The 25,623-nt window shown below is 66.2% G+C and carries 27 protein-coding genes; 16 read left to right on the top strand and 11 right to left on the bottom strand.

The window, feature by feature from the left end; translation table 11 throughout:
• The first annotated feature begins 29 nt into the window (after positions 1–29).
• On the top strand, positions 30–401 hold the full coding sequence (locus tag ACODSD_RS14245) for a VOC family protein (protein ID WP_488877655.1): 372 nt from the start codon (positions 30–32) through the stop codon (positions 399–401).
• Between the two features lie 81 nt (positions 402–482).
• Complete coding sequence (locus ACODSD_RS14250) at positions 483–1,469, top strand: DUF1176 domain-containing protein (protein ID WP_488877656.1); 987 nt, start codon at positions 483–485, stop codon at positions 1,467–1,469.
• Between the two features lie 74 nt (positions 1,470–1,543).
• On the opposite strand, the gene ACODSD_RS14255 is transcribed toward ACODSD_RS14250, so the two are convergent.
• Both ACODSD_RS14255 and ACODSD_RS14260 read right to left on the bottom strand, forming a co-directional pair.
• Positions 1,544–1,903: a VOC family protein gene (locus tag ACODSD_RS14255; protein ID WP_488877657.1), complete on the bottom strand. Its 360-nt coding sequence runs from the start codon at positions 1,901–1,903 to the stop codon at positions 1,544–1,546.
• 68 nt (positions 1,904–1,971) lie between these two features.
• Entirely contained in the window at positions 1,972–2,556 is a 585-nt protein-coding gene (locus ACODSD_RS14260) for a HutD/Ves family protein (protein WP_488877658.1), read from the bottom strand.
• Positions 2,557–2,926: 370 nt separating this feature from the next.
• On the opposite strand from ACODSD_RS14260, the gene ACODSD_RS14265 reads away from it, so the two are divergent.
• The 4 genes from ACODSD_RS14265 to ACODSD_RS14280 all read left to right on the top strand — a co-directional run bounded on the left by ACODSD_RS14265 (position 2,927) and on the right by ACODSD_RS14280 (position 6,777).
• Positions 2,927–4,642 (top strand): ABC-F family ATP-binding cassette domain-containing protein, encoded by a 1,716-nt coding sequence (locus ACODSD_RS14265; protein WP_488877659.1) that lies wholly within the window; start codon positions 2,927–2,929, stop codon positions 4,640–4,642.
• Between the two features lie 153 nt (positions 4,643–4,795).
• A complete protein-coding gene (locus ACODSD_RS14270; RefSeq protein WP_107799752.1) occupies positions 4,796–5,098 on the top strand; it encodes a hypothetical protein in 303 nt (100 codons plus the stop codon).
• Positions 5,091–5,996, top strand: coding sequence for a sensor histidine kinase (locus ACODSD_RS14275; protein WP_107799751.1), 906 nt, complete (start codon positions 5,091–5,093; stop codon positions 5,994–5,996). Before ACODSD_RS14270 ends, ACODSD_RS14275 begins: the two co-directional genes overlap by 8 nt.
• 28 nt (positions 5,997–6,024) lie before the next feature.
• Positions 6,025–6,777: a LytR/AlgR family response regulator transcription factor gene (locus ACODSD_RS14280; protein WP_488877660.1), complete on the top strand. Its 753-nt coding sequence runs from the start codon at positions 6,025–6,027 to the stop codon at positions 6,775–6,777.
• Positions 6,778–6,788: 11 nt separating this feature from the next.
• On the opposite strand, the gene ACODSD_RS14285 is transcribed toward ACODSD_RS14280, so the two are convergent.
• A complete protein-coding gene (locus ACODSD_RS14285) occupies positions 6,789–7,589 on the bottom strand; it encodes a substrate-binding periplasmic protein (RefSeq protein ID WP_488877661.1) in 801 nt (266 codons plus the stop codon).
• 120 nt (positions 7,590–7,709) lie between these two features.
• On the opposite strand from ACODSD_RS14285, the gene ACODSD_RS14290 reads away from it, so the two are divergent.
• Positions 7,710–8,219, top strand: a complete 510-nt coding sequence (locus ACODSD_RS14290) for a GNAT family N-acetyltransferase (protein WP_488877662.1) — start codon at positions 7,710–7,712, stop codon at positions 8,217–8,219.
• A 42-nt stretch (positions 8,220–8,261) separates the two neighbouring features.
• Here the strand turns inward: ACODSD_RS14290 and ACODSD_RS14295 are convergent, their stop codons facing one another.
• Positions 8,262–9,023 (bottom strand): alpha/beta fold hydrolase, encoded by a 762-nt coding sequence (locus ACODSD_RS14295; protein ID WP_107799747.1) that lies wholly within the window; start codon positions 9,021–9,023, stop codon positions 8,262–8,264.
• Positions 9,024–9,102: 79 nt separating this feature from the next.
• The gene (locus ACODSD_RS14300; RefSeq protein ID WP_488877663.1) at positions 9,103–10,038 is read right to left on the bottom strand and encodes a LysR substrate-binding domain-containing protein; all 936 of its coding nucleotides are present in this window, start codon (positions 10,036–10,038) and stop codon (positions 9,103–9,105) included.
• A 129-nt stretch (positions 10,039–10,167) separates the two neighbouring features.
• Between ACODSD_RS14300 and ACODSD_RS14305 the strand changes: the two genes are divergently transcribed.
• From ACODSD_RS14305 to ACODSD_RS14320, 4 genes are all read left to right on the top strand, one after another.
• The gene (locus ACODSD_RS14305) at positions 10,168–11,361 is read left to right on the top strand and encodes an MFS transporter (protein ID WP_227104024.1); all 1,194 of its coding nucleotides are present in this window, start codon (positions 10,168–10,170) and stop codon (positions 11,359–11,361) included.
• A gap of 63 nt (positions 11,362–11,424) precedes the next feature.
• Positions 11,425–12,225 carry a 2,5-didehydrogluconate reductase DkgB gene (dkgB, locus tag ACODSD_RS14310; RefSeq protein WP_488877664.1) on the top strand — a complete coding sequence of 267 codons (801 nt, stop codon included), beginning with the start codon at positions 11,425–11,427 and terminating at the stop codon, positions 12,223–12,225.
• Between the two features lie 182 nt (positions 12,226–12,407).
• Complete coding sequence (locus tag ACODSD_RS14315) at positions 12,408–13,625, top strand: 6-phosphofructokinase (protein ID WP_107801833.1); 1,218 nt, start codon at positions 12,408–12,410, stop codon at positions 13,623–13,625.
• Between the two features lie 204 nt (positions 13,626–13,829).
• Complete coding sequence (locus ACODSD_RS14320; protein WP_227104018.1) at positions 13,830–14,129, top strand: putative quinol monooxygenase; 300 nt, start codon at positions 13,830–13,832, stop codon at positions 14,127–14,129.
• 58 nt (positions 14,130–14,187) lie between these two features.
• Here ACODSD_RS14320 and ACODSD_RS14325 read toward each other — a convergent pair whose 3' ends face one another.
• The 3 genes from ACODSD_RS14325 to ACODSD_RS14335 form a co-directional block, all read right to left on the bottom strand.
• Positions 14,188–15,372, bottom strand: a complete 1,185-nt coding sequence (locus tag ACODSD_RS14325) for a NupC/NupG family nucleoside CNT transporter (RefSeq protein WP_107799742.1) — start codon at positions 15,370–15,372, stop codon at positions 14,188–14,190.
• A gap of 255 nt (positions 15,373–15,627) precedes the next feature.
• Entirely contained in the window at positions 15,628–17,166 is a 1,539-nt protein-coding gene (gene rlmD / locus ACODSD_RS14330; protein ID WP_488877665.1) for a 23S rRNA (uracil(1939)-C(5))-methyltransferase RlmD, read from the bottom strand.
• Between the two features lie 44 nt (positions 17,167–17,210).
• A complete protein-coding gene (locus ACODSD_RS14335; RefSeq protein WP_107799740.1) occupies positions 17,211–17,918 on the bottom strand; it encodes an ArsR/SmtB family transcription factor in 708 nt (235 codons plus the stop codon).
• Between the two features lie 121 nt (positions 17,919–18,039).
• Between ACODSD_RS14335 and ACODSD_RS14340 the strand changes: the two genes are divergently transcribed.
• On the top strand, positions 18,040–18,543 hold the full coding sequence (locus ACODSD_RS14340) for a DUF2938 domain-containing protein (protein ID WP_107799739.1): 504 nt from the start codon (positions 18,040–18,042) through the stop codon (positions 18,541–18,543).
• 140 nt (positions 18,544–18,683) lie between these two features.
• A complete protein-coding gene (locus ACODSD_RS14345) occupies positions 18,684–19,658 on the top strand; it encodes a L,D-transpeptidase (RefSeq protein ID WP_107799738.1) in 975 nt (324 codons plus the stop codon).
• A gap of 1 nt (position 19,659) precedes the next feature.
• On the opposite strand, the gene ACODSD_RS14350 is transcribed toward ACODSD_RS14345, so the two are convergent.
• Entirely contained in the window at positions 19,660–21,081 is a 1,422-nt protein-coding gene (locus ACODSD_RS14350; protein ID WP_488877666.1) for an aminotransferase-like domain-containing protein, read from the bottom strand.
• A gap of 209 nt (positions 21,082–21,290) precedes the next feature.
• Here ACODSD_RS14350 and ACODSD_RS14355 point away from each other — a divergent pair, with 209 nt between their 5' ends.
• Both ACODSD_RS14355 and ACODSD_RS14360 read left to right on the top strand, forming a co-directional pair.
• On the top strand, positions 21,291–21,920 hold the full coding sequence (locus tag ACODSD_RS14355; protein ID WP_107799736.1) for a LysE family translocator: 630 nt from the start codon (positions 21,291–21,293) through the stop codon (positions 21,918–21,920).
• 144 nt (positions 21,921–22,064) lie between these two features.
• Complete coding sequence (locus ACODSD_RS14360; RefSeq protein ID WP_488877667.1) at positions 22,065–22,697, top strand: class I SAM-dependent methyltransferase; 633 nt, start codon at positions 22,065–22,067, stop codon at positions 22,695–22,697.
• A 185-nt stretch (positions 22,698–22,882) separates the two neighbouring features.
• On the opposite strand, the gene ACODSD_RS14365 is transcribed toward ACODSD_RS14360, so the two are convergent.
• A complete protein-coding gene (locus tag ACODSD_RS14365) occupies positions 22,883–23,302 on the bottom strand; it encodes a pyrophosphohydrolase domain-containing protein (RefSeq protein WP_488877668.1) in 420 nt (139 codons plus the stop codon).
• A 118-nt stretch (positions 23,303–23,420) separates the two neighbouring features.
• Positions 23,421–24,713 carry a 3-phosphoshikimate 1-carboxyvinyltransferase gene (gene aroA / locus ACODSD_RS14370; protein WP_488877669.1) on the bottom strand — a complete coding sequence of 431 codons (1,293 nt, stop codon included), beginning with the start codon at positions 24,711–24,713 and terminating at the stop codon, positions 23,421–23,423.
• A 229-nt stretch (positions 24,714–24,942) separates the two neighbouring features.
• Here aroA and cmk point away from each other — a divergent pair, with 229 nt between their 5' ends.
• Entirely contained in the window at positions 24,943–25,611 is a 669-nt protein-coding gene (gene cmk, locus ACODSD_RS14375; protein ID WP_107799732.1) for a (d)CMP kinase, read from the top strand.
• Positions 25,612–25,623 lie beyond the last annotated feature (12 nt).

The following is a 25,623-nucleotide window of genomic DNA, read 5'->3' on the forward strand; positions in this document are numbered from 1 at the left end:
AGCCGCATTCCAGTGAAAAGGAGCAAGTCATGACCTTGACCCCCCAAGCCAATCTGCAATTGCTGTATGTGACGGATATCCAGCGCTCCGCCGCGCTGTACCGCCGTTTGTTCGCCGCCGATCCGGTGTTCGTCAGCCCGCGTTACGTCGCCTTCAGCGCCGGCGGCGAGGCGCTGTTCGCCTTGTGGAGCGGCGGGGACGCGCCGCATGCCGATGTCCCGAGATTCGTCGAAGCCGGTATCATGCTGGCATCCGGCGAGGCGGTGGACCAGCTCTATCAGGTCTGGCGGAACGATCCCGATCTGCGCATCGCGCAGCCGCCGAGTACCGAGGTCTTCGGCCGCACCTTCCTGATGCTGGACCCGGACGGGCATCGGCTCCGGGTGTGCCAGCGGGACTGAGCGTTTGCGTCATGCCTGCTGCGCTTTGGCGGTCTGGCCTCGCCGTTGCGCGGCCGGCATGGAATACAACGAAGGGTAATCATGCGAATACACATCATGGCCGCCTTGGCGGCGCTGAGTCTGCCCGCCGCGGCATGGGCCAAGACGGAGTCGTACAAGGACTGGGCGGTGGCCTGCGACAACACCCGCCATTGCGAAGCCAACGGCACCCAGGCCGCGGACGGCGATAATCCGGTCAGCCTCTTGCTCAAGCGCGACGGCGGCCCCAATGCGCCGCTGACCGGGGAGTTGATCGCGGCGGACGCCGACGACGGCAAGGCGGGGCCGCTGACGCTGCGGCTGGGCGATTTCAAACTGAGCGGCTTGAAAACGGAGCAGAGCTTGAGCGCCGGGCAGATGGCGCAGCTGCTGCCGCGCATGCTCAACGCGGACGCGATCAGCCTAGGCGACGGCAAGCTGCAATGGACGCTGTCGCTGGCCGGCCTCAAGGCCGCTTTGCTGAAGATGGACGAGGTCCAGGGCCGTCTGGGCACGCCCGGCGCGCTGGTAAAAAAGGGCGCGAAGCCGGAAGCCTCGGTGCCGCCGGCCTTGCCGGCGCCTTTGCTGAAACCGGTGGTGGTGGCGGCCCGGCCCGGCGACGCCGCGCTGGCGGCGCCCATTCTCAAAGCGGTGCGCGAGCGCGGCTGCTGGGAGGATATGCCGGATGCGGAGAACCCGACGATAGACGTCCACCGCTTGAGCGCCGACAAGGTGCTGGTGCTGCGCGAATGCGGCCGCGGCGCTTATCAGGGCGGCTTCAGCGTGTGGATAGCCAACGATAAGCCGCCGTATCGGCCGGCGCTGGCCAAGCTGGCCGACGGCGACGCCGCCTATTTGATGAACGCCGAATTCAATCAGGGCGTGCTCAGCAGCTACGCCAAGGGGCGGGGCATAGGCGATTGCAACGTCAGCAGCGCCTGGGCCTGGACCGGCGGCCGCTTCGAACTGATGCACGCCGCCGAGGCGCCGCAGTGCCGCGGCATTCCCGGCGGCGTGTCGCTGCGCAGCTGGGTGACGCGGCAGAAATAAGCGTGCTCGGTCCGCCCGCGCTCCGTGGCGGGGGCGGACCGAGATCCCGTCGTTGGCGTGGCGCTGGTCTTTGCTTATGTCGACGCGGACGCGGCGGCCTCGGGCTGATGCAAGCCAAAGCTCAGGCCGCCGGGCGCATGGCATTGAGCGAATTTGCCGAAGCCCGGCTCCTCCGCGATGCCGCCGTCGATTTGGCCGCCCAAGGCCCGCACGCGCTCCACGGCGGCCGTGAGGTCCGGCACCTGGAAGAAGAGATCGATCCGGGGCGCGGTATCTCCCCCGTGCAGGCCGGCTTTAATCGATCCGGCCTGAAACCAGCCGCCGCCGTCCGTGCCCATCGGATGGAAGCTCCAGCCGAACAGTTCGGCGAAGAAGGCGCCGACAGGGGCCGCGTCTCCGGCGCCGATCTCGATATAGGAAACAGGTGATGCCATGGGAATCTCCTTTTGTGGTGAAAAAGCCTTTTGGCCTATTTCAACGGCCTAAACGATTATAGGCCGGATCAGGCCGGATCGACGGCTTCCAGTTCCACTCGCCACAGCGACAGCGGTCGCGCGGCTTGCAGCCGCAGCGTTTCGCCGCGTCGGGCGACGGCGGCGTCCCAGGCCGCCAGCGGCTGCGGCCGGCCGTCATGCCACAGCCGCGCGCCGTCCTCCAGCGCCAGCAGCAGGGTCAGCTCGGCGTCGGCGCGTAATTCCAGCGCGCCGTCCAGCGTCAGCCTGTCCAGGCGCGAGCGGTAGCGGCCGCGCCGCGTCATCACGTTGAAATCGGTCAGCGGGCCGTCCAGCAGCCGGCTTTGCGCCGGGGTTTCGCCGGCGAAGGCCAGCGGCTCGCCGCCCGGCGTCAGTCGCAGACTGCCGCGGCCGTCCAGTTCCAACTCCAGCCCCGCGCCTTGCAGGATCAGCAACTGCCGGTCCACGCCGTCGAAGCGCGAGAACGGCCCGTCGCTGGCCACGCTGGCCAGGCTGACGCGGTAGTCGAAATCGTCCAGGCCGGCCTCGGCCGGGGAGATCAGCAATTGCCGGGTGCTGCCGCCGCCGTTTTTCCATGGGCTGGGCGGGCAGTCTTGCAGGCGGATGAGCGTCATGGCGGGCCTTTGAGTGATTGCGGGGTGGGAAGGGCGCTCCAGTCTAGCAGGAGTGCGCCGCCGGCGTCGCCGGACGCGGGCGGGACTGGAATAGGCGGCCGCGCTTGGTTTACACTTCGGGTTTCCATCACCTTGAATAAAAAAGAAAGGAGGTAAATATGCTTCAATTTGCGCGCCCAGAAATGTTGGTTCGCTTGTTTAGCGCATTTGCCGGCTCTTGCCCGAGTTCCATCGCGCTGCGATAACCGGGTCGGAGCAAAGCCACTCTTCACTTCGAGTTTCACTCGCCGAGTCTTTCCCGACTCCCATGTTGTCGCCAGCGCTCCTGTTGACAGGGACTGTCACGTCCCGAAAAAACGAGAGCAAGAGCATGACAACCCTGATTTCCGCGCAATCCCTGCAACTGGACGCCGGCCACGGCCCGCTGTTCCAGGACCTTTCCTTTACCGTAAAACTGGGCGACCGCATCGGCCTGTTGGGCCATAACGGCTGCGGCAAGAGCAGCTTGCTGGACGTGCTGGCCGGCCAGCGCGAAGCCAATGCCGGCGCGGTGCAATACGCGGGCCTGTGCCGGCTGCAATACGTAGAGCAACACCTGCCGGCGAGGCTGGCGGGCTTAAGCGCGCGCTCGGCGCTGCTGGAGGCGGTGGACCGTCAGCCGGAGCAGCGCTGGCGGGTGGACAGCCTGCTGGACGAGCTGGAACTGTCGGCCGCGGCCGACACCCCGGCGGCCAGTCTCAGCGGCGGCCAGCACACCCGGCTGCTGCTGGGGCGCGCGGTGCTGCGCCAGCCCAATCTGCTGCTGCTGGACGAGCCCAGCAACCATCTGGACCTGCCGTCGCTGCTGTGGCTGGAAGACTTTCTGCGCCGCTGGCAGGGCGGCTTCATCCTGGTGTCCCACGACGCGCGGCTATTGGACGCGGTGACTTCGCACAGCTGGATTCTGCGGGACCAGCGCCTGTACCGCTTCGAGCTGCCGTGCAGCCAGGCGCGGGTTGCGCTGGCGGAGGCGGACGACGCCGCGCGCGCGCGCTGCGCCGGCGAGCAGAAGGAGATAGACCGTCTGAACGCCAGCAGCAAGCGGCTGGCGATCTGGGGCCGCGAGCACGACAACGAAAAGCTGGTGCGCAAGGCCAAGTCCATGCAGAAGCGGGTGGACCGGCTGAAGGAGGAGCAAGCCTTCGTCAGCCGCGGCAGTCCGTGGCGCTTGCGGCTGCAAGGCCAAGCGCTGGCGGCGGACCGCTTGCAGGCTTTCGAGGGCTTGCAGGTGAGCGCCGCGCCCGGCTTGCCGGCCTTGTTCGAGGCCGACGAGCTGAGCCTGCGCAGCGGCGACAAAGTGGCCTTGCTGGGCGCCAACGGCGCGGGCAAGTCCTCCTTGTTGCGCCAGTGCTGGCAGGACTGGCTGCAAGGCGAGGCCGGCGCGGGCTGGCGGCCGCACCCGGCGGCGCGCGTCGCGTATTACGATCAGTCGCTGCGCCGGCTGGACGACGCGGCCGCGCTGTCGGACGCGCTGTACCCCTTCGCGCCGCTGAGCGAGGCGGAGCGGCGGCAGGCGCTGATTTCCGCCGGTTTCGCCTATGCGCGCCACGGACAGACCGTGGCCACTCTCAGCGGCGGAGAGCGCGCGCGGCTGCTGTTTCTGGCGCTGTCGCTGGCCAGCTACCACCTGCTGTGGCTGGACGAGCCGACCAACCACCTGGATCTGGACGGCAAGCGGGAACTGGCGGAGGCGCTGGCGGACTTTGCCGGCGGCTTCCTGCTGGTGTCGCACGACCGCGAGTTGATCGAACAATCGTGCAACCGCTTCTGGGTGGTCAGCGAGGGCCGGCTGCGGGAGTGGCCGGACGCCGCCGGCGCCTACGCCCAGCTGTTCACCCCGCAGGCCGTCGCGCCCGTGGCCGATCAGCCGACGGCGTCCGGCGACGCGTCCGTTCCCAAGGGCGCGGAGCGGCAGCTGGAGCGCCTGTATCAACTGGAGGCCTTGCTGAGCGCGGACCTGGCGCGCAAGCCCAAGCATCAGAAGCCGCAATTGCAGCGTGAATGGCGGCGGGAGATGGGGGCGCTGGAACGGGAGCTGGGCTTGTAACGCGAAGGGCGGCGTTAAAAACGCCGCCCGTTCGTCGCGTGTTTCGCCGCTTCATCCATCGCCTTGCGCGTTTCGTCGCAAGCCGCTGTCGGCCGCGTTTGGCGCTGGCTACAGTGAGCAGCGTCAACCACAACGCATTGCAAGGAGCTGAACATGGATCGGGAAAAACACGCGGAAGCCCTGGACGGACTGAACGGCGTCAAGCACAAAATCGCCATTTACTGGCGGCTTTATGTAGACTGGCTGGCCGGCCTCGGCTGGGGGCGGCTGGCCTTGGTCTCGCTGCTGGCCTTGATTTTGAGCGGCGTGCTGGCCTTGAGCGGCGCCGTGGTTTTTTTGATACTGATGTCCTTCCTGGTCAAGGCCTGCGTCGCGCCGAAGCCGTCGAGGCCGGCGGCGCTGACGCAGGGGACCGAGGAAGAAATGAAGCAAGACCGGGGGGCGTATCATGGATAGGCAAAAACATGCGGAGGCGCTGGCGGGCATTGAACTCGTCAGCCACAAGGCTTCCATCTACTGGTGGCTGTTTTTCGACTGGCTGGCCGCCGTCGGCTGGGGCCGGCTGCTGCTGATCTGCTTTCTGGGCCTGATCCTGGGCGGCATCATCGGGATTCCCGCGCTGGCCTTCTTCCTGGGCGTGACCGTCTGCATCGTCAAGATCGTGGCCAGAGGCAAGCGCCGGGCGGAGCAGCGCGCCGACGCGGCGGTGGTGCGCAGCCGGCAGGCGGAGGAGCTGGCCGAGGTGGAGGCGCTGCAACGCCAGCTGGCGGAAGCGCGGATGGGAGCGCTGCAGGCGCAGATCGAGCCGCACTTCCTGTTCAACACCCTGTCCTCGGTGTGCCAGTTGATGGAAACCGCGCCGGAGCGCGCCTTGCTGATGCAAAAGGCGCTGATCCGCTATCTGCGCTCCTCGCTGCCGGAGTGGCGGGAGTCCCCGGCGGAAACCAGCCTGGGCCAGCAGCTGGAATTGTCGCGCGCCTATCTGGACATCATGCAGCTGCGGATGGAAGACCGGCTGCGGGTGCGGCTGGAGGTGCCGGAGTCGCTGCTGGACGCGCGCTTTCCGGTGATGATGCTGCAAACCCTGGTGGAAAACGCGATCAAACACGGCCTGGAGCCCAAGGCCGAAGGCGGCGAGATCCTCATCGACGCCAAGGTGTTGGCCGGCGAGCTTAGGGTGGCGGTCAGCGACAGCGGCGTCGGCTTCCCGGAGCAGCCGGGGCAGGGCCTGGGCCTGAGCAATATCCGCGAGCGCCTGGCCATGTTGCACGGCGAGCGCGCGCAGCTGTTGCTGGAGGTGTTGCCGACAGGCGGCACCCGCGCCACCATAGGCCTGCCGTTCGCCTTGGTGTGAGCGGCCCGCTTGAAAGAGGACAGCGTTAATGAGCAAATTGAGCGCGGTGATCGCCGACGACGAGCGCCTGATGCGCGAGCAACTGCGCATGGCCCTGCAACGGGTGTGGCCGGAGTTGAGGATAGTGGCCGAGGCCCGCGACGGCGCGGAGGCGGCGGAGTTGGTCCGCGAGCATAGGCCGGACCTGGCTTTTCTGGACATCACCATGCCGGTGCAGAACGGCATCGCCGCGGCGATGGAGATAGACGGCCTGTGCCCGGTGGTGTTCGTCACCGCTTACGACCAATACGCGATCAAGGCCTTTGAAGAAGGCGCGGTGGATTATCTGCTCAAGCCGGTGGAGGACGAGCGGCTGTTGCGCACGCGCCAGCGCTGGGAGCAGCGGCAGCTGACGCTACCCTCGCATTGGCAGGACTCGCTGCAGCAACTGAGCCGCCAACTGGCGCGGCCGGATTATCTGCGCTGGATCAAGGCCTCGGTGGGCAATAGCCTGCGCATGATCAGCACCGGCGAAGTGCTGTTTTTCCAGTCCGATGAAAAATACACCCGGGTGCAGACCGTCGGCTGCGAAGCCTTGATCCGCATGCCGATCAAGGAACTGTTGCAGGCGCTGGACCCGGACGAATTCTGGCAGATCCACCGCTCCACCCTGGTGCGGGTGGACGCCATCGAGCAGATCAAGCGCGACGACGGCCAGCGCGGCCTCATGCTGCAATTGCGCGGCTATCCGGAACCGCTGGAAGTCAGCCGCAGCTACGCCCATCTCTTTCAGCGCATGTAAGCCGGGAGGCTTCAAGGTTTTGCCGTAGAGACCGGCTGATCGTAAGCCCCATCCTCGAAATCCCGCTCCATCCGCCGGTATTGGGCGCTGTTTTTAAGCCGGACCAGGCCTTCGTTGAAGCGGTCCAGCAGCCACTGGCTTTGCGGCTGCGCCCGGCTCAGCATCAGGCGGTACTCGTTGCGTTCCCACACCTTGGGCGCGTAGACGATGGCGGCGCGCTGCTCCGGCGTGAAGCGCCGGCGCAGCAAGGATTGCCCCACCGATTTGACCAGAGGGAAAAAATCGATGCGCTCCGCCAGCAACTGCCGCATGCCGCTTTCTATGTCCTGAGTGCTGTCGTTGCGAATATGGCCGGCGCGCACCGCCTCGCCCCATACCCCCAATTTGGAACCGTTGGGCGTGGCCATGCGCAAGCCGTACAAATCCGGCATCTCCGTCGGAGAAAGCGGGCGTTTGGCCAAGTGAAACGCCACCTCCTCATCCACCACCACCGGCAGGCTGAACAGCGCGAATCGCTCGCGCTCCGGCGTGATCGACCACACCACCGATCCCGCGATCTCGCCGCCGCGCACCATGGCCTCGGCCCGGGCCCAGGGGAAATGCCGGTAGCGCACCGTGATCCCGGCCAGGCGGAAGGCTTCGCTGACAATGTGGGAGGCATAGCCCTGCTGCGGCAGCTTGGCGGATAGATAGGGCGGCCACTCCCCGCTGGCCAGCACCACCTCCCGCGCCGGCGGCGGCGCGGCGGCGAGGCAGGGCGGGGCGAGAACGGCGCAGCAGATCAGCGCCAGGCGCATCGGGGACCAAACCATGGCAGCGTCCGATAGGGTTTGTTCCAGACTAGCAGGTTTGCCGCGCCGCGCTCCGGCATGAAAACTGCTTGTCCCGGCTTGTGGCCGCGGTCCGCGCGCGGCGTTCAAGGGGGAAAAAAGATGAGCACGATCAGAATGACGCCGGCGCTGGCGGCCCGGGATTACTCGCGCCTGAGCGCCTTATTGGCCGACTGCGTGACCGGCGGCGCGTCGGTGGGCTTCCTCGCGCCCTTGCTTGAGGCCGAGGCCGCCGCTTACTGGGCGCAGGTGGACGCGCTGCTGGGCGCCGGCCTGCAATTATGGCTGGCGGAAGAGGGCGAGGAACTGCTGGGTTGCGTGCAACTGGCGCCTTGCCAGCGCGGCAACGGCCGCCACCGCGCCGAGGTGCAGAAGCTCTTGGTGCATTCCGCCCGCCGCGGCCGCGGCGTGGCGCGCCAATTGATGGCGGCGCTGGAGGATCATGCACACAAACAGGGCATTCGCCTGCTGGTGCTGGACACCGAGGCCGGTTCCGGCGCGGAGGACGTCTACCGCAAACTGGGCTGGAGCAAGAGCGGGGAGATCCCGGATTACGCCGCCCGTCCGGACGGACGCCTGCATCCCACCGCCTATTACTTCAAGCGCTTGTGAGGCGTCGGGGCTTGTTGGCCAACGCCATCATGGGGCGGGCGTTTAGCTAGAGGCGATAGCCGTCAGCGCGTCGCGCACCGCGGAGACGACCCGTTCCGGTTCCGAGAATTGCGGAAAATGGCCGCTGCGGGCGGCGATGACGTGGCGGCCGCGCGGCGACAGCGCCGCCAGCCGGCGCTGGCCCTCGGCGCGCGCGTCCAGCACCGCCTTGGAGGTGAGCCAGGACAAGCCCGGCGCGCCGCCGCTGATCACAAACAAAGGGATGTCGGGGAAGGGCGGCGCTTCGGCGATCTGTTCCGCGCTGCGGCGCAGGTGGCCGGTCTCGTTCAGGGTGTCCCGGTCCTGAGCCAGGTCCAGCGCCCGGCGCAGCAACTGGCCCAGCCGGCCTTGCCGCGCGTCCAGCGCGCTGATGTCCTCCGGCGCGGCGGCGTCCAGCAGCACCACGGCGGCCACTTCGCCGGCGTAGCTGCGGGCGAACAGATTGGCGATCAGGCCGCCCAAGGCGTGGGCCACCAGCACATAGGGCGGAGCCAGGTCCGCCTTGAACAGCAGCGCGCGCAGGGTTTCCATCATCGCGGCGCCGGTCTGCGCCTCGCGGGCGTTGCCGCTGTTGCCTATGCCGCAGCGGTTGTAGGCGAACACGCCGCTGAGCGTTTCCAGCGCCGGCAGCACTTTGTACCAGCCCTCCATCGGCGTGCCGGCGTCGTTGATCAGCACGATGGGCGGCGCGGCGGCGCCGACGGCGATGTACTCCATGGCGACGCCGTCGATGGCGACGATGAGCTTGGGGGGCAGGGTGGTCATGGCGCAAGCGGGCGGCGGCCGCCGTAATGGATCTATCTTATTGTTTTTGTAAGTGAAAAATTAATTCAGTTCCTGAACTTCATGAAGGACGCTGATTTTTTTCCGTCGTCGTCGGCTGTCCCAGCCTCTGGCCCAGCTCCGCGGCCAGATAATCCACCCAGGCGCCGACGCGCGGCGCCAGCGCGCCCTGTTTGTAGAACACCGCCCAGATAGTCTGGCTCCACGGCAGGCTGACGGCGTCCAGCACCGGCAACAAGCGGCCGCTTTGCAGATCTTCGGCGGTGAGCAGGTCGTTGAGACAGGCGATGCCGGCGCCGTGCAAGGCCAGGTGCAACAGGGTTTCGCCGCTGGAGGCGGTCAGCGCGGGCTGGATGGCCAGCCCGTTGCCGCCGCGGTGGCGCAGCGGCCATTGATTGAGGGTTTCCGGGGCGGTGAAGCCCAGCAGCCGGTGCCGCGCCAGCGCGTCGGCGTTGTCCGGCGCGCCGCGGCGGCTCAGATAGTCCGGCGAGGCCACCAGGCGGATGCGGCTGTCGCCCAGGCGGCGGGCGCTGAGGCTGGAGTCCGCCAGCGCGCCCATGCCGACGCGAATGGCGACGTCGGCCCGCTCTTCTATCAGATCGACGATGCCTTCCGCGCCCGTCAACTCCAGGCGCACCTGCGGGTAGCGTTCCAGAAAGCCGGCGGCCAGCGGCGCGATCAGCCGGGTGAGGATGGGGGTGGCGGCGTTGACGCGCAGCAGGCCGCTGGGCTGGGCCAGGCTGGCGGCCAACTGAGCCTCGGTGTCCTGCAGCTCGGCCAGGATGCGGCGCGCGCGTTCCAGCAGCCAGCGGCCTTCCGCGGTCAGGTCCAGCCGGCGGGTGGTGCGGGTGATCAGCGCCACGCCCAGCTGTTTTTCCAGCCGGCTGACACTGCGGCTGATGCCGGACGGGGTCTGGCCCAGACGCTCCGCGGCGGCGGAGAAGGAGCCGGCGTCTATGACTGAGACAAATGCAATCAGCGCTTCCATGGGTAGCATTGTTGATTCCTGAGCAAAAGTTTTTGTCAGTGAAGCGGATTTTTCCGCAGCTGGCAAGCGTGGAGAATGCGGCCTTATTCGTTTGCCCGCCGCGGCGGGCCCGACTCGGCTTTTCTTTGGGAGAACACCATGCCGCTTGCCTTATGGGCGCTGACCTTGAGCGCCTTCGCCATTGGCACCACCGAATTCGTCATCGTGGGCCTGATTCCCACCATCGCTTCCAGCCTGGGAGTGTCGCTGCCGTCCGCCGGCCTATTGGTCAGCCTTTACGCCTTGGGCGTGGCGGTGGGCGCGCCGCTGTTGACCGCGCTGACCGGCCGCGTGCCGCGCAAGCCCTTGCTGCTGGGGCTGATGGCCTTGTTCACCCTGGGCAATCTGGTGGCCTGGCAGGCGCCGGGCTACCAGGCGCTGATGGCGGCGCGGGTGCTGACCGGCCTGGCGCACGGGGTGTTCTTTTCCATCGGCTCCACCATCGCCACCGGCCTGGTGAGCAAGGACAAGGCGGCCAGCGCCATCGCGCTGATGTTCAGCGGCCTGACGGTGGCGCTGGTGAGCGGGGTGCCGCTGGGCACCTTCATCGGCCAGACCCTGGGTTGGCAAGCCACTTTTCTGGCGGTGTCCATGCTGGGGGTGCTGGCCTTCATCGGCAGCCTGCTGCTGGTGCCCAAGGATATTCCCCAACCGCCGCCGGCCTCGCTGGCCGCGCAGCTGGCGGTGCTGAAACGGCCGCGGCTATTGCTGGTGTACGCGATGACGGCCTTGGGCTACGGCGGTTCTTTCATCGCCTTCACCTATCTGGCGCCCATTCTGGAGCAGGTCAGCGGTTTCGCGCCGTCGCGGGTGGGGCTGGTGATGCTGGTGTACGGCGTGTCGGTGGCGGCGGGCAATATCTGGGGCGGCCGGCTGGCGGACCGCAAGGGGCCGGTGCGCGCCTTGCAGATCATCTTCGCCTTGCTGGCGCTGGTGCTGCTGGCGCTGAGCTTCACCGCGCCGTCGCCGGCGTGGGTGCTGGTCACGGTGCTGGCCTGGGGCGCGGTGGCTTTCGGCAATGTGGCCGGCCTGCAGCTCTATGTGGTGCGGCAGGCGGAACGCGACGCGCCGCAGGCGGTGAACGTGGCTTCCGGCCTGAACATCGCCGCCTTCAATGTGGGCATCGCCGGCGGCGCCTGGGCCGGCGGCTGGGTGGTGGCGGAGCTGGGCCTGCTGGCCACGCCGTGGATAGGCGCGCTGGTGGTGTTGGCCGCCTTGGCCCTGACCACTTGGTCCGGCGCGCTGGACCGCCGCGCGGCGCGGACGCCGGCAATGTGTTCGCAGGCGGCTTGACCGCCGGAGCAGGACAATGGAAATAAAGCGCCGCAGGGCGCGCAATTGAAAGGACGTTTCATCATGGATATGCCAAAAATAGGTTTGGGTACCTTCCGCCTGGAAGGGCAACAAGTGGTGGATTCGGTATTGATCGGGCTGGAGCTGGGCTACCGCCACATCGACACCGCGCAGATTTACGGCAACGAGGCCGAGGTGGGGCAGGCGCTGCGCCAGAGCGGCTTGCCGCGCGAGCAAGTGTTTCTGACTACCAAGATCTGGACCGAGAACCTGGGGCGGGAAAAATTGGCCGACAGCCTGCGCCGCAGCCGGGACTTGCTGGGCGTGGAACAGGTGGACATGACGCTGATCCATTGGCCGTCGCCCGGCGACGCGCTGCCGGTGGCGGAATATATGGAAGCGCTGGCCCTGGCCAAGCAGCAGGGGCTGACGCGGCGGATAGGCGTGTCCAATTTCACCATCGCCCATCTGCGCCGGGCGCTGGCCGCGGTGGGGCCGGGCGAGATCGCCAGCCAGCAGGTGGAAGTGCATCCTTTCCTGCAAAACCGCAAGCTGCTGGATTTTTGCCGAGAGCAGGGGGTGCCGGTCACCGCCTATATGCCGCTGGCTTACGGCAAGGTGATGGACGAGCCGCTATTGCGCGAAATCGCCGCGCGGCATCGGGCCAGCCCGGCGCAGCTGGCCTTGGCCTGGTTGTTGCGCCAGGGGCTGGCCGTGATTCCATCGTCCACCCGGCGCGCCAATCTGGCCGCCAATCTGCAGGCGGAGACGCTGAGTTTGAGCAAGGCCGATATGGACGCCATCGCCGGCCTGGAGCGCGGCGAGCGGCTGGCCGATCCGGAGTTCAGCCCGCGCTGGGATTAGGAGGGCCAAGGCCGCCTGTAGCGCGGCGGCAACTTGCGCGCGGATTTGCCGCCGGTCAAGGAAATGGGGAATGGCGGCGCCGTCCGGCTTGAGGCGGCTTTCCGGCCAGTGGTATGTTTGTGGTATTCCCGGCCCGGCCGCGCGCCGCGCCGTTTGATTCTCCATTTCTCCAGGTGGCGATGATGTCCAAACCCCGTGCCGTATATTTGCAGTCGGGCGGTCCGACTGCGGTGTTGAACGCTTCCGCGCAGGGCGCGATAGAAACCGCGCGCCAGCGCGGCCTGTCGATGTACGGCGCTTTCGACGGCCTGGCCGGCCTGCTGGAGGACCGCTTGTGCAATACCGACGCGGTATCGGACGAGGCCATCGCCCAACTGGCCTTCATGCCCGGCGGCAGCTTCGGCGTCAGCCGGCGCATGATAGGCAGCTTCGCCGAGGCCGGCGACGACTGGCGGCGGCTGCGCGAAGTGTTGGCCCGGCACGACATCCATTATCTGCTGGTCAACGGCGGCAACGGCTCGCTGGGCTGCGCCGAGCGTCTGGCGGAGTTCGAGCGCCACATGGGCTATCCGCTCAAGGTGGTGGGCGTTCCCAAGACCATAGACAACGATCTGGTGGGCACCGACAACAGCCCCGGCTACGGCTCCTCCGCCAAATTCCTGGCCAGCGCGATGCGCGAGGTGGGGCTGGACATGACCAGCATGGGCTGGGGCCGGGTCTTCATCATGGAAACCATGGGCCGCCATACCGGCTGGCTGGCGGCGGCCTGCGCCGCGGCGGCGCGCAATGAGCGCGAAGCGCCGCATTTGCTGCTGCTGCCGGAAGTGGCTTTCAATGCCGAGCGTTTCCTCGCCGCGGTGGACGACAGGCTGGCGCGCTTCGGCCAGTGCGCGATCGCGGTGGCGGAGGGCATTACCGACGCCGACGGCCGCTTCGTCGCCGAGGCCAAGAAATCCGAAGTCTACGGCCATGAGCAACTGGGCGGCGCCGGCCACTGGATCGCCCAGCTGCTGCTGCGCGAGCGCGGCATTTCCGCGCACGTGGCGCAGGTGGATTATCTGCAACGCGCCGGCGGCCATCTGGGGTCCAGCATGGATGTGCGTCAGGCCTACATCATGGGCGAGCGGGCGGTGGAGTGGCTGCTGGCCGGCAAGAGCGGCGTGATGGCCGGCATCAAGCGCATCCAGAACCATCCCTATTGCTGGGACGTGGTGGAGGTGCCGTTGGCGGTGGTGGGCGATCAGGAGAAGCGGCTGCCGCCGGAGTTCATCGGCGCCGACGGCTTCAGCGTGACGCCGGCCTTCCTCGACTATGTGCGTCCCTTGATGGAGGGCGAGCGGATTCCGCCGTTCAAGGATGGATTGCCGGATTACCGGCCCATCGCCTGGCCCAAGGTGTGAGGGCGGGAAGCACTGGATGGAAAGCCCGGCTGGCGCCGGGTTTTTTATTGCCCGGCGCCGGGTGGCGCGGCGTTTTCAAACCCGGATTGAAAGAGTCTGCGCGGGGCCGGTCTGTTTGGCCTTGCGCGGCGTCTTCATACTGACGGTTTGAGGCGTAGGCCAGCGCGCCGCCGCCGCATCATCCCAAGAACGGAGAACCGCATCATGACGACATTACCCCTGACCAGCATCGCCGTGCTCAAGGCCAAGCCGGGCCAGCGCGACGCCTTGCGCGAGGCCTTGACCGCCTTGGTCGAGCCCACTCGCCGCGAGGCGGGCAACCTCGATTACACCCTGTTCGAACTCACGGACGAGCCGGGCAGCTTTTACATGCGGGAAGCCTTCGTCAGCCGCGCCGCGCTGGACGAGCATTTGGCCGCGCCTTACTTCCGGGCCTTCGAAAAGCGCTTCGATGAATTGCTGGCTGAGCCGATCAAGCTGATTTTCCTCGACAAGGTGGCTTGAGGCGGGAAATGAAACAGGCCCGGCATAGACCGGGCCTGTTGGCGGAGGAGGGGCCGGTTTAGAGCACCAGGCCGCCGATCAGCGCCGACAGAATGCTGACCAGGGTGGAACCGTACACCAGCTTCAGGCCGAAGCGGGACACCATATTGCCGCGCTCCTCGTCCAGGCCCTTGACCGCGCCGGCGATGATGCCGATGGAGCTGAAGTTGGCGAAGGACACCAGGAAGATGGAGATCACGCCTATGGTGTATTCCGACAGCTGGGCGGTCAGCTTTTTCAATTCCATCATCGCCACGAATTCATTGGTCACCAATTTGGTGGCCATGATGCTGCTGGCCGGCATGATGTCGGCGGCCGGGATGCCCATCAGCCAGGCGAAGGGATAGAACACATAGCCCAGCACGTACTGGAAGTTCACGCCGAAGACGGCGTCGAAGAGGTGGTTGACGGTGGTGATCAGCGCGATGAAGCCGATCAGCATCGCGCCGACGATCACGGCGATCTTGAAGCCGGCCATGATGTAGTCGCCCAGCATTTCGAAGAAGGACATGCGGTGGGCGGCTTCGGCGCTGATCAGTTCATCGTCGTCGCGGCTGGCGTCGTAGGGGTTGATCAGCGACAGGATGACGAAGGTGCTGAACAGATTGAGAATCAGCGCGGTGACCACGAAACGCGGCTGGATGATCTGCATATAGGAGCCGACGATGGACATGGACACCGTGGACATGGCGGTGGCGGCCAGCGTGTACATGCGCTTTTCCGAGAAGCTGCCGATGATGTTCTTGTAGGCGATGAAGTTCTCGGACTGGCCCACGATCATGGAGCCGACGGCGTTGAAGGACTCGATCTTGCCCATGCCGCTGATCTTGGCCAGCACCCAGCCGATGCCGCGTATCACCCAGGGCAGCACGCGGATGTGCTGCAGGATGCCGATCAGCACCGAGATGTAGACGATGGGCATCAGCACCTTGAGGAAGAAGCTGAACTCGCCCTGATTGAGCAGGCCGCCGAACACGAAGTTGGTGCCTTCGCCGGCGTAGCTCATCAATTTATCGAACACGCCGGCCACGCCGCCCACCAGGGTCAGGCCGTAGCTGGAGTGCAGCAGGAAGTAGGCCAGCGCCATCTCCACCACGATCAGTTGCAGCACGTAGCGGATCTTGATGTTCTTGCGGTCGCGCGCCACCACTTGGGTCAGCAGGAAGACAACCAGCAGTCCGAAGACGAATTGAAGTATGTGCATATCTATTGCCTTGATGGGCCGTCCTTCAGGCAGGAGCGGCGATGTTGGCGGGCGCGCCCGCTGTGTGTGCTTGTGTTGTTGATTGGCGAACGGCGAATTTTGACATGAAGCGATTGCCGATTCCATGTAAAACGCATTCGCCCGCCACTGTGCGCTTATCCGCTGTCGCAAACCAGCCGGTTTGATCAAACAAGCTGCGCGGCCGGCTCAAAAATAAAGCCCCCGGCCATGGCCGGAGGCTTGTCGCATGCGGGACTATTGCGCTTGCTGTTCCGCTTCGCGGCGGGCTTGTTCGGCGAAATAATAATCGCGGCGGGCCTGCTTGGCCGCGGCCTTTTCAGCCAGCTCCTGCTCCTTCTTGGCGGCTTCCGCCGCCGCCTCGGCGCGCTGCGCCGCTTTCACCGCCTCGCGTTCGGCTTCCTCGGCGGCTTCGATCGCGGCGATTTCGCTGCGGCTCTTGCACGGGCCGGTTTTTTCGAACCAGGCCACGGATTCCACATGGGCGGTGTGCGGGAACATATTGATGATGCCGGCCGCCTTCAGCGTGTAGCCCTTGGTGTGCACCAGCACATTGGCGTCGCGCGCCAGCGTGGCCGGATTACAGGACACATAGACGATGCGTTTGGGCGCGGTGTCTTCGGTGATGGCCTTCAGCAGCTGCACCGCGCCGTCGCGCGGCGGGTCCACCAGCATCTTGTCGAAGCGGCCGAGCGCGGCGAAGGACTCCTCGGTGACTTCGAACAGATTGGCCATCTCATAGCTGACCTTGTCCTGCAGGCCGTTGTGGGTGGCGTTTTCCACCGCGCGCTTGACCAGGGGCTGGCTGCCTTCCATGCCGTGCACCTCGGCGCCGGAGCGGGCGATGGGCAGGGTGAAGTTGCCGATGCCGCAGAACATGTCGGCGATGCGCTCGCCCGGCTGCGGGTCCAGGAATTTCAGCGCGCGCGACACCATCACCGCGTTGATCTCGGGGTTCACCTGGGTGAACTCGGTGGGGTAGTAGGGCATCTCCACACGGTATTCCGGCAGACTGTAAGTCAGCTTGGGCGCGTCCAGCGGGTAGACCGGATAACAGGTGTCCGGGCCCTTGGGCTGCAGCCACATCTGCAGCGGACGCTCCTTGCTGCCGTGGGTGTCGGAGAAGGCGCGCAGCAGCGCGTGGTCGGCGTCGTTGATGGCTTCCATATTGCGGAACACCAGGATGTCCACCTTGTCGCCCACCGCCAGCTCCACCTGGGGCATGCGGTTGTTGATCGACAGCTTGTAGATCATCTCGCGCAGCGGCACGATCAGGTCCGAGATATGGCGCGGCAGGATGTGGCACTCGCTCATATCGGTGATGTAGGTGGAGCGCTTCTCGTGGAAGCCCACCAGCACGCCGCCCTTTTTCTCCACCAGCCGCGCCGACATCCGCGCGCGGTGGCGGTAGTGCCAGGCCGGGCCGGCGATGGGCGTCAGCACCTGTTGCGGCTTGACCCGGCCGATGCGGGCCAGATTGTCTTCCAGCACCCTTTGCTTGACCGCCACTTGGGCGGAGAACTCCACATGCTGCATCGAACAGCCGCCGCAGGTGCCGTAATGCGGACAGCGCGGCTGCGTGCGCAGAAAGCTTTCCTTCAGCACCTGGCTGGTGTTGGCGTTCTCGTAGGAAGACTTCTTGCGATAGGCGCTGTAGACCACGGTTTCATAAGGCAGCGCGCCGTCGATGAAGATGGTCTTGCCATCGACGTGGGCGACTCCCCGGCCTTCGTGGTCCAGCGACTCGACCTGGGCGATAGTCTGTTTGTGCGTCATGGTGTTGCTTGGAAAATCAAACGGAAAGCGGCGATTTTCTCAAATTATCCGGCAACGCGCAGGGGTTTTTTGTCCGCGCCGGCCGGCGCGCCGGTTTCGACCTCCAGCCCGGCCGCTTTCCATTGCGGGAAGCCGCTGTCCAGCCGCCTGGCGTTCAGGCCGCGGGCGCGCAAGGCGGCCACCGCCTGGGTGGACAGCACGCAGAAGGGGCCGCGGCAATAGGCGATGATTTCGGCGCCGGCGCGGAGCTGTGCCAGGCCGTGTTCCAACCGCTCCGGCGGCAGGTTGAGCGCGCCGGGCAGATGGCCGGCGGCGTACTCGTCCGCCGGCCGCACGTCCAGCAGGATGAGGTCGCCGTCGCCCAAGCGGCGCAGCAGCTCGTCCAGCGTGACGCCGTCCAGCGTCTCGGGCCGGGCGGCGGCGTCGTCCAGCAGCGCGCGGACGGCGGCGCGGCGGTGCTCGGCCTGACGGCGCAGCGCGTCCAGCACGGCCAGAATGGGGCCGTCGCCCAGCCGGTACATCACGCGCTTGCCGTCGCGGCGCGATAGGACCAGTCCGGCGCGCTTCAGGTGTTGCAGGTGTTGCGAGGCGTTGGCGATGGACAGACCGGCCAGCTCGGCCAGCCGCTCAACCGGGCGCTCGCTTTGGGCGATGTGTTCCAGCAGCAACAGTCGGTGGGCGTGGCTCAGCGTGCGGGCCAGGTCTGCCAGGTCGGCGAAGCGTTCCGGAGCGGGCGGGGGAGTGCTGGTCATGGACGGCCTTCAAAATATCATTCAATCAATCTATTTAATGATAATCTATTGATCAGCGTTTGTCAGCGCCGGCGTCGCGTCGGGCGCGGCGTGGGCATTGAATGGTTGATGGGGAGAGGGCATGGAGGCGGTGACGGAATGGTTGGCGCGCGGCGCGCTGGTGGGCGTAGGCGCCACGGTGGTGATGGATGCGTGGGCGTACTGGCTGCGGCGGAGCTTTGGCACGCCGTCGCTGGATTACGCTCTGGTGGGGCGCTGGGTGGCGCATTGGCGGCGCGGCCGCTTCCGCCACGCAAGCATCGCCCGCGCCGAGCCGGCGCGCGGCGAGCGGGCGCTGGGCTGGCTGGCGCATTATTTGATTGGCGTCGTCTTCGCGCTGTTGTTGCTGGCCGCGTGCGGCGAGCTTTGGTGGCGCGCGCCGACGCCGGGGCCCGCGCTCTTGTTCGGCCTCGCCAGCGCGGCGGCGCCTTTCCTGCTGATGCAGCCGGCGATGGGCGCGGGTTTCTTCGCGTCGAAAACGCCGCGGCCATGGCTGTCGCGCCGGCGCAGCCTGGCGGCGCACGCCAGTTTCGGCCTGGGCCTGTACGCGGCGGCCTGGGTTTTGGCGCATTGGCCTGCGTTTTGAGCTCAAGCCGGCTATGCTGGCGTAAAACCGACAATATTAGCGACAGCCCGGAGGCGGCAGGGGCTTGGTAATAGTCAGAATCTTGCTTTCCCACGCTTTCTGTTAGAATCGAACAATAGTGATTTTAGATATGGTGCGGTATGTTGAAGCGATGTGTTGGGCTGTTGGGTTGGCTTGGGCTTGGCGTGGCGCCGTTTGTCGGCGCGGCGGTGATTCCCGAGCCTGATGTGCAGGTCAACCCCGCGGGCCTGCACTTGGTGCTGAACCTGCCGCAGGCGCGGCTGTTCCAGTACCAGGACGGCAGGCTGTCCAAGATCTATCCGGTGGCGGTGGGCAAGATGCTGACCCAGACGCCGATTGGCAGCTTCGACATTACCGGCATTTACAAGGCGCCGGCTTGGCATGTGCCGCGCTCCATCCAGGAAGAAATGCGCCGCAGCGGCAAGGAAGTGCAGACCGTGGTGCCGCCGGGGCCCAAGAACCCGCTGGGGCCGGTCTTCATTCGTTTCGGCGAGGCCAAGCTGGGCCTGGGCTTTCACGGCACCAACGCGCCCGGCTCGGTGCCCGGTTTCCGCAGCCATGGCTGCGTGCGCATGAAAAACGACGACGCCTTGCTGCTGTCCAAGACCGTGGGCCGCGGCGACGCGGTCACGGTGGCTTATCAGACCGTGTTGCTGAACCAGGACGCCGCCGGCGAACTGTGGCTGACCGCTTACCGCAATCACTACAAGCAGGACGATCCTTCCTTCCCGATGCTGGCCGAAACGCTGCTGGCCTGGCAGAAGCAAAAGTCCGCGGTGGTGTTCGGCGCGCGGGTGGACCAGGCTTTGAAGGCGCGCAAGGGCGTGCCGGTGTGTCTGACTTGCAAGGACGTGGCCAAGGCCAAGGTGGACGGCGATCTATCCGCGGTGCGCTGGCTGTCGCCGGGCAAGGCGGACGATACTCAGTTCGCGCGCGAACCGGCCGGCCGCGAGCCGGGCGGTCCGTTGCCGTCGCAGGCTACGCCGCCGGCGTCCGCGCCGCAGCACGCGCCGGCGGTGGCGCCGTCGTCCGCTCCGTCCTCTTCGCGCGCCGCGGTGCGCGCCCAGCCGCCGCGTAGCGGCCGTCCGGCCTGATTCAGTCGGCCATCTCTCCCGCCAGTTCCCCCACGCGCCGCAAGGCGCGTTCGTACGCCGGGTTCCACGGATAGCAGCAGGACAGCCGCACGCAATTGCGGTAGCGCCCCTTGGCCGAGTACAGCGTGCCGGGCGCGATGGTGATGCGTTCGGCCAGCGCCGTCTGGAACAATGCCATGGTGTCCACGCCGCTGGGCAGCTCCACCCACAGCAGGCAGCCGCCGGACGGCGAGGTGGCCCGCGTCTGAGCCGGGAAGCAGCTGGCGACGGTGCCGCGCAGCCTTTCCATCTGGCTCATGAAGTGGCGGCGGATCAGCCGCAGGTGGTGGTCGTAGCCGCCGGTTTCCAGATATTCCGCCAGCGTTTCCTCCAATAAGCGCGGCTGGGCCAGCGAGCTGGCGAACTTCAGCCGCGTCACTTCCCGCAAGAAGCGCCCGGGCGCGATCCAGCCGATGCGAAAACCCGGCGCCAAGGTCTTGCTGTAGCTGGAGCACAGCAGCACCCAGCCGTCGCGGTCATAGGCCTTGACCGCGTCCGGGGTGGCGCCGTCGTAGTGCAGATCGGCGTGCGGCACGTCCTCGATCAGCGGCACCTGGTGTTCGTTGACCAGCGCCGCCAGCCTTTGCTTGGCCTCGGCCGGCATGGTGCAGCCCAGCGGATTGTGCACGGTGGGCATGGCCACGATGGCGTTCAGCCTTTTCTCCGACAGCAAGAGTTCCAGCGCGTCCAGCGACAGGCCGTTGGCCGGATGGGTGGGAATTTCGATCACGCTCAGGCCCAGGTTCTTCAGCGTGGGCAGCAGCGCGAAATAAGTGGGCGATTCCAGGCCCACGGTGTCGCCCGGCTTGCAGCAGGCGCGCAAGGCCAGTTGCAGCGCCTCGGTGCAGCCGTTGGTGATCACCAAGTCCTCGGCGGCCAGCACGCAGCCCCAGCTGACCGCGCGCTGGGCGATCTGGCGGCGCAGCCGTTCCGAGCCGGGCGGAAACGGGTAATCGGTGGTCAGCTCCGGGTGCTGGCGCAGCAGCCGCCCCATGATGTGCTTGAAGCGGGTAGTGGGGTAGAAGTCGCTGCCGCGCGGGCTGGCCAAGGACAGGTCGATGAAATCCTCCCGCGTCTGCGCCGTCATCACCGCTTCGATCTGGTCCACCACCTCGCCGGCGTGGTGGGCGGCGCTTTGCCGGCGCATGCGCGGCAGCGGCAGGGTGGCGGCGGATTTGACGTAGAAGCCGGATTGCGGCCGCGCCTCGATCAGGCCGCGGTCCTCCAGCGTGCGGTAAGTCATCAGGATGGTGGACGGGCTGACCTTGTGCATTTCGCAGGCCTTGCGCACCGAGGGCAGTCGTTCTCCGGGCTGCACCACGCTGGTCTGGATCAGGGTGATCCATTCGTTGACCAACTGCTGATAGAGGGGTTCGTCGCTCATGCTGGGGGCCTCGCTGACAGATGTGGGGGTCGCCATCGGTACAATTTTCCGCAAAAACGACCATAACAGTTTTGAAATTGTAAAACTGTTATGGTTCCAATTCAATTTTTCTGAATCTGTATTCGATATTGCGGCGGCGTTATCATGGCCAGCATTGAAAACATGTCGCGTCCGGATTGTCCGGCCGCTGGCTATGGTTTGGAGCGGTAATGAACTTTGTTGCGTTGGTGACTTATCTGTTGGTGATGTCGATCACGCCGGGGCCGAACAATCTGGTATTGGCCTCGTCCGGGGTCAATCATGGTTTTTCCCGCACGGTGCCGGCCTTGCTGGGCATGTCGCTGGGCCTGTCGGTGCAGGTGGGCTTGTTGACGGTGTTCCTGGGCAGCCTGGTCGCCGTCATCGCTTCGGTGCAGATTTACCTGGCCATGGCCGGCTGCCTGTATTTGCTGTGGCTGTCCTGGGGCATGGCGCGCTCGGCGCCGGCCGCGGGCGAGTCCGGCGGCGCGCCTATGGGTTTTTGGGGCGGGGTGCTGTTCAACTGGTTGAATCCCAAGGTGTGGCTGATGGGTTTCAATATCGCGATGGTGTTTCTGCCGGCCAAGATGAACGCCTGGCATGCCGGCCTGCTGTTCGCGGCGCTGACTTTCGTCATCGGCCTGCCGTGCATCGCGCTGTGGGCGGGGTCCGGCGTGGCCGCGCGCCGCTTCCTGGCGTCGCCGCGCCGGTTGAGGGTTTTCAATTGCGGCATGGCGGCGATGTTGGCGGGAACCGCGATCTGGCTGTTGCTGGAAATGCTGCCGGCGCAGTCCTTGCACGCGCTGCCGCAAATGATTTGATGAATAGCTAAATCGATAGGGATGTTCTTGCTGGGGACATCGTCTATGCTGTCCAAAAGGGTAGGTGGCTTATCGTACAGGTATCCTGGGACGCACCCGGGCCGGGGTAGGCCGTAGGCGGGCAGCCGAGACGGGGGCATCATCATGACAGCAGCGGGTTTCGACGGCGTGTATCGTTCGAGCACGTCCTTCTACGGGGACAAGCCGTCCCCGTCCTTGGTCCAGTATCTGGAAAAATATCATGTGGCGGGCGACGGAGCCGGCCTGGATCTGGGCTGCGGCCAGGGTCGCAACGCCTTGTTTCTGGCTCAGCGGGGCTTCGCGATGACGGCGGTGGACGGTTCGGCGGAGGCGATCGCGAGTCTGGGCGAGGCGGCGGACCAGCGCAGGCTGAACGTGAGCGGCAGGGTGGCGGATCTGGCCGGCCTGGAACTGGAGCCGGGGCGTTTCCGGCTGATCGTCGCGAATACTTCGCTGGATCATTTGGGTGTGGACGAGGGCGAGGCGCTGGCGCGCCAGATGGCCGCCGCGCTGGAGCCGGGCGGCCATCTGTTCGTATCGGTGTTCACGGTCGACGATCCGGGGTGCGACGCCCTGGGCCGGGTGGCCAGCGAGACGGCCTCCTACGTCAAGCATTACTACCAGCCGGGAGAGCTGCGCCGTCAGTTCTCGGCGCTGAGCCTGCTGGCCTATCAAGAGGAGTATGCGCTGGATGTCGGCCATGGCCAGCCGCATTACCACGGCATCGCCCGGCTGTTCGCGCGGCGGGATCACTGAGCGCCGTTGCCGCCGACGCGCAGCGGGCTTTATCGGGCTCTCAGAACCTGTTTACGATCTCGCGAGCTAAGGTGAGACAAGGCGTTGCGGCTGAGAAAGCGGAATGTACACGTGGTGCATGAGCATTTCGAAGCGGTACTCGCCGCGTCACGTTTCACGACGAGCAGTGGAACGTAAACAGGTGCTCAGGACTCCAGCGCTCGGCGTATCACTCCTTCCTTGTCGGCCGGCCGCCAGCCGGCCGGCTTCAGCACCTTGCCGTCCTCGCGGCGCACAATCTTGCCGTCCACGCATTTGCGCATATTGGCGGCGTGGATCTCCCGCGCCATCTCTTCCAGCGGTAGGCCTTGCGACATCAGCAGGCCGCTGAGCACATTGAGCACGTCCACGCCCTCGGCCAGCAGCTCCGCCATCCGCCGCGCGCGTTCCGCATCATCGCCGTCCTGGCGCTTGTAGTCGGCCAGCGCTTGCTGGAATTCCGCCAGCTCTTCGCCCAGCATGGTCTCCCACATCGCCAGCTGCTGCGGCTGCCATTGCGGCTGGGCCGGGCTGGGGATGTCGAACTGCTGCATGAATTGGCGGCGTAGGGCGAAGAAATTTTCCATTATTTAGCGTCTTTCTATTTTTGTGATCCATATATTGTGTTTTATCGGCGGGCGGGGCGCAAGCGGCGGGCAAAACAAAGCCCCGCCGGGGCGGGGCTGGATCGGGGCGCCGCGGCGTTTACGCCTGAGCGCTCAGCGCGGCCAGCGCGTCGAAGTAATCGGGGAAGGTCTTGGCCACGCATTTGGGGTCGTTGATGGTGATCGGGGCGCCCAGCAGCGAAATCAGGGAGAAGCACATCGCCATGCGGTGGTCGTCGTAGGTGTCGATCTCGGCGTTCGGCGTCAAGGCCGGCGGCGGGGTGATGCGGATGTAGTCCTGGCCTTCCTCCACCACGGCGCCGACTTTGCGCAGCTCGGCGGCCATCGCGCTCAGGCGGTCGGTTTCCTTGACGCGCCAACTTTCGATATTGCGCAGCGTGCTGGTGCCGTCGGCGGCCAGCGCCGCCACCGCCAAGGTCATCGCCGCGTCCGGGATGTGGTTGAAGTCGGCGTCTATCGCCTTGAGCGGGAGGCTGGCGCGGGCTTCTATCCAATTGGGCCCCATGCTGACTTCGGCGCCCATCAGGCGCAGCGCGTCGGCGAACTTGACGTCGCCCTGAATGCTGTCCGCGCCCACGCCCTCCACCCGCACCGGGCCGCCCGCCAGCGCGCCGGCGGCGAGGAAATAGGACGCGCTGGAGGCGTCGCCTTCCACGTGAACCTCTCCCGGGGAAATATAAGTCTGGCCGCCGGGGATGGTGAAGCGGCGCCAGCCGTCGCGCTCAACCCGCACGCCGAAGCGCGCCATCAGATTGAGGGTGATTTCGATATAGGGCTTGGAGATCAGCTCGCCGCTGACTTCGATGACCGCGGTTTCGCCGGTCAGCGGCAGCGCCATCAGCAAGGCGGTGAGGAACTGGCTGGACACATTGCCCTTGACCGGGATGATCCGGCCGGCCTCCAGTTGCGCCGGCGCGATGGTCAGCGGCGGGTAGCCGGGCTGGCCTTGGTACTGAATCTTGGCGCCGGCCACGCGCAGCGCGTCCACCAGATCGCCGATCGGCCGTTCGTGCATGCGCGGCACGCCGCTGAGTTGGTAATCGCCCTGCATCAGCGCCAGCGCGGCGGTTAGCGGGCGGAAGGCGGTGCCGGCGTTGCCGAGGAACAGGTCTGCGCTTTTAACCGGAAATTCGCCGCCCACGCCCTGCACGCGAAAGTCGCGGCTGTCGCCTATCTGTTCGATCTCCACGCCCAGCAGCTTCAGCGCCGCCAGCATGTGGCGGATGTCGTCCGAATCCAGCAGATCGCGCACCAGGGTGCTGCCGCTGCCCAGCGCGGCCAGCAGCAGGGTGCGGTTGGAGATGCTTTTCGAGCCGGGGAGCTTGATGGCGCCGGACAGGCGGAGGACGGGGGCGAGATGCAGTTGTTCCATGGCGGTTCGGGATCTTGTGTTCTTGGGGTTGGCGAAGGGCGACGCGGCGCCCGTCGGACAATGTAACCGCCAGCAAGGTCTTTGCGCAAACCCGCGTGGCGGCGCGTCGGCGCGGCGCGCGTCGTAGAATCTTGCTGCGCCGGCCCGCGGCTTTGAGATAAAATCGACGGTTTGGCCGGTTGCCCGTTGCGGCGGCCGGCGCGAATTTCTGCAAGGACATCGTCTGTACATGACCGCACCTGTCATCGCCATCGACGGCCCGTCCGCCTCGGGCAAGGGCACCGTCGCCGCCCTGGTCGCCGCGCGGCTGGGGTTTCATTATCTGGATTCGGGCTCGCTCTACCGGCTGCTGGCGCTGTTCGCGCAGCGTCACAATATAGGCTGGGACGACGAGCCGGGCCTGGCCGCGGCCGCCTCCGGCTTGCCGGTGGAGTTCGCCGACGGGGCGGTGTGGCTGGAGAGCAACGACGCCAGCGCGGCGATACGCAGCGAGGAAATCGGCATCGGCGCGTCCAAGGTGGGCGCGCTGCCGGCGGTGCGCGCCGCGCTGTTGCAGCGCCAACGCGATTTCTGCCAGTTGCCGGGCCTGGTGACGGACGGCCGCGACATGGGTTCGGTGGTGTTTCCCGCCGCCGCCTTGAAGGTGTTTTTGACCGCCAGCGCCGAGGAACGCGCCGAGCGCCGCTATAAGCAGTTGATCGGCAAGGGAGATTCTGCTAATCTCCCACGGATTCTGCAGGACATTATCGATCGGGACGCGCGCGATGCCGCCCGGCCGGTAGCGCCGCTGCGCCAGGAGCCGGACGCCTTTTTGCTCGACACCACGGAGCTGACCATCGACCAGGCGGTCGCACAGGTTCTACGTTGGTTCGAGGAAAGACAGGTCTCCGGCCTATGATTTTTTTGTCGG

The sequence above is a fragment of the Chromobacterium sp. FG22 genome, assembly GCF_057809415.1.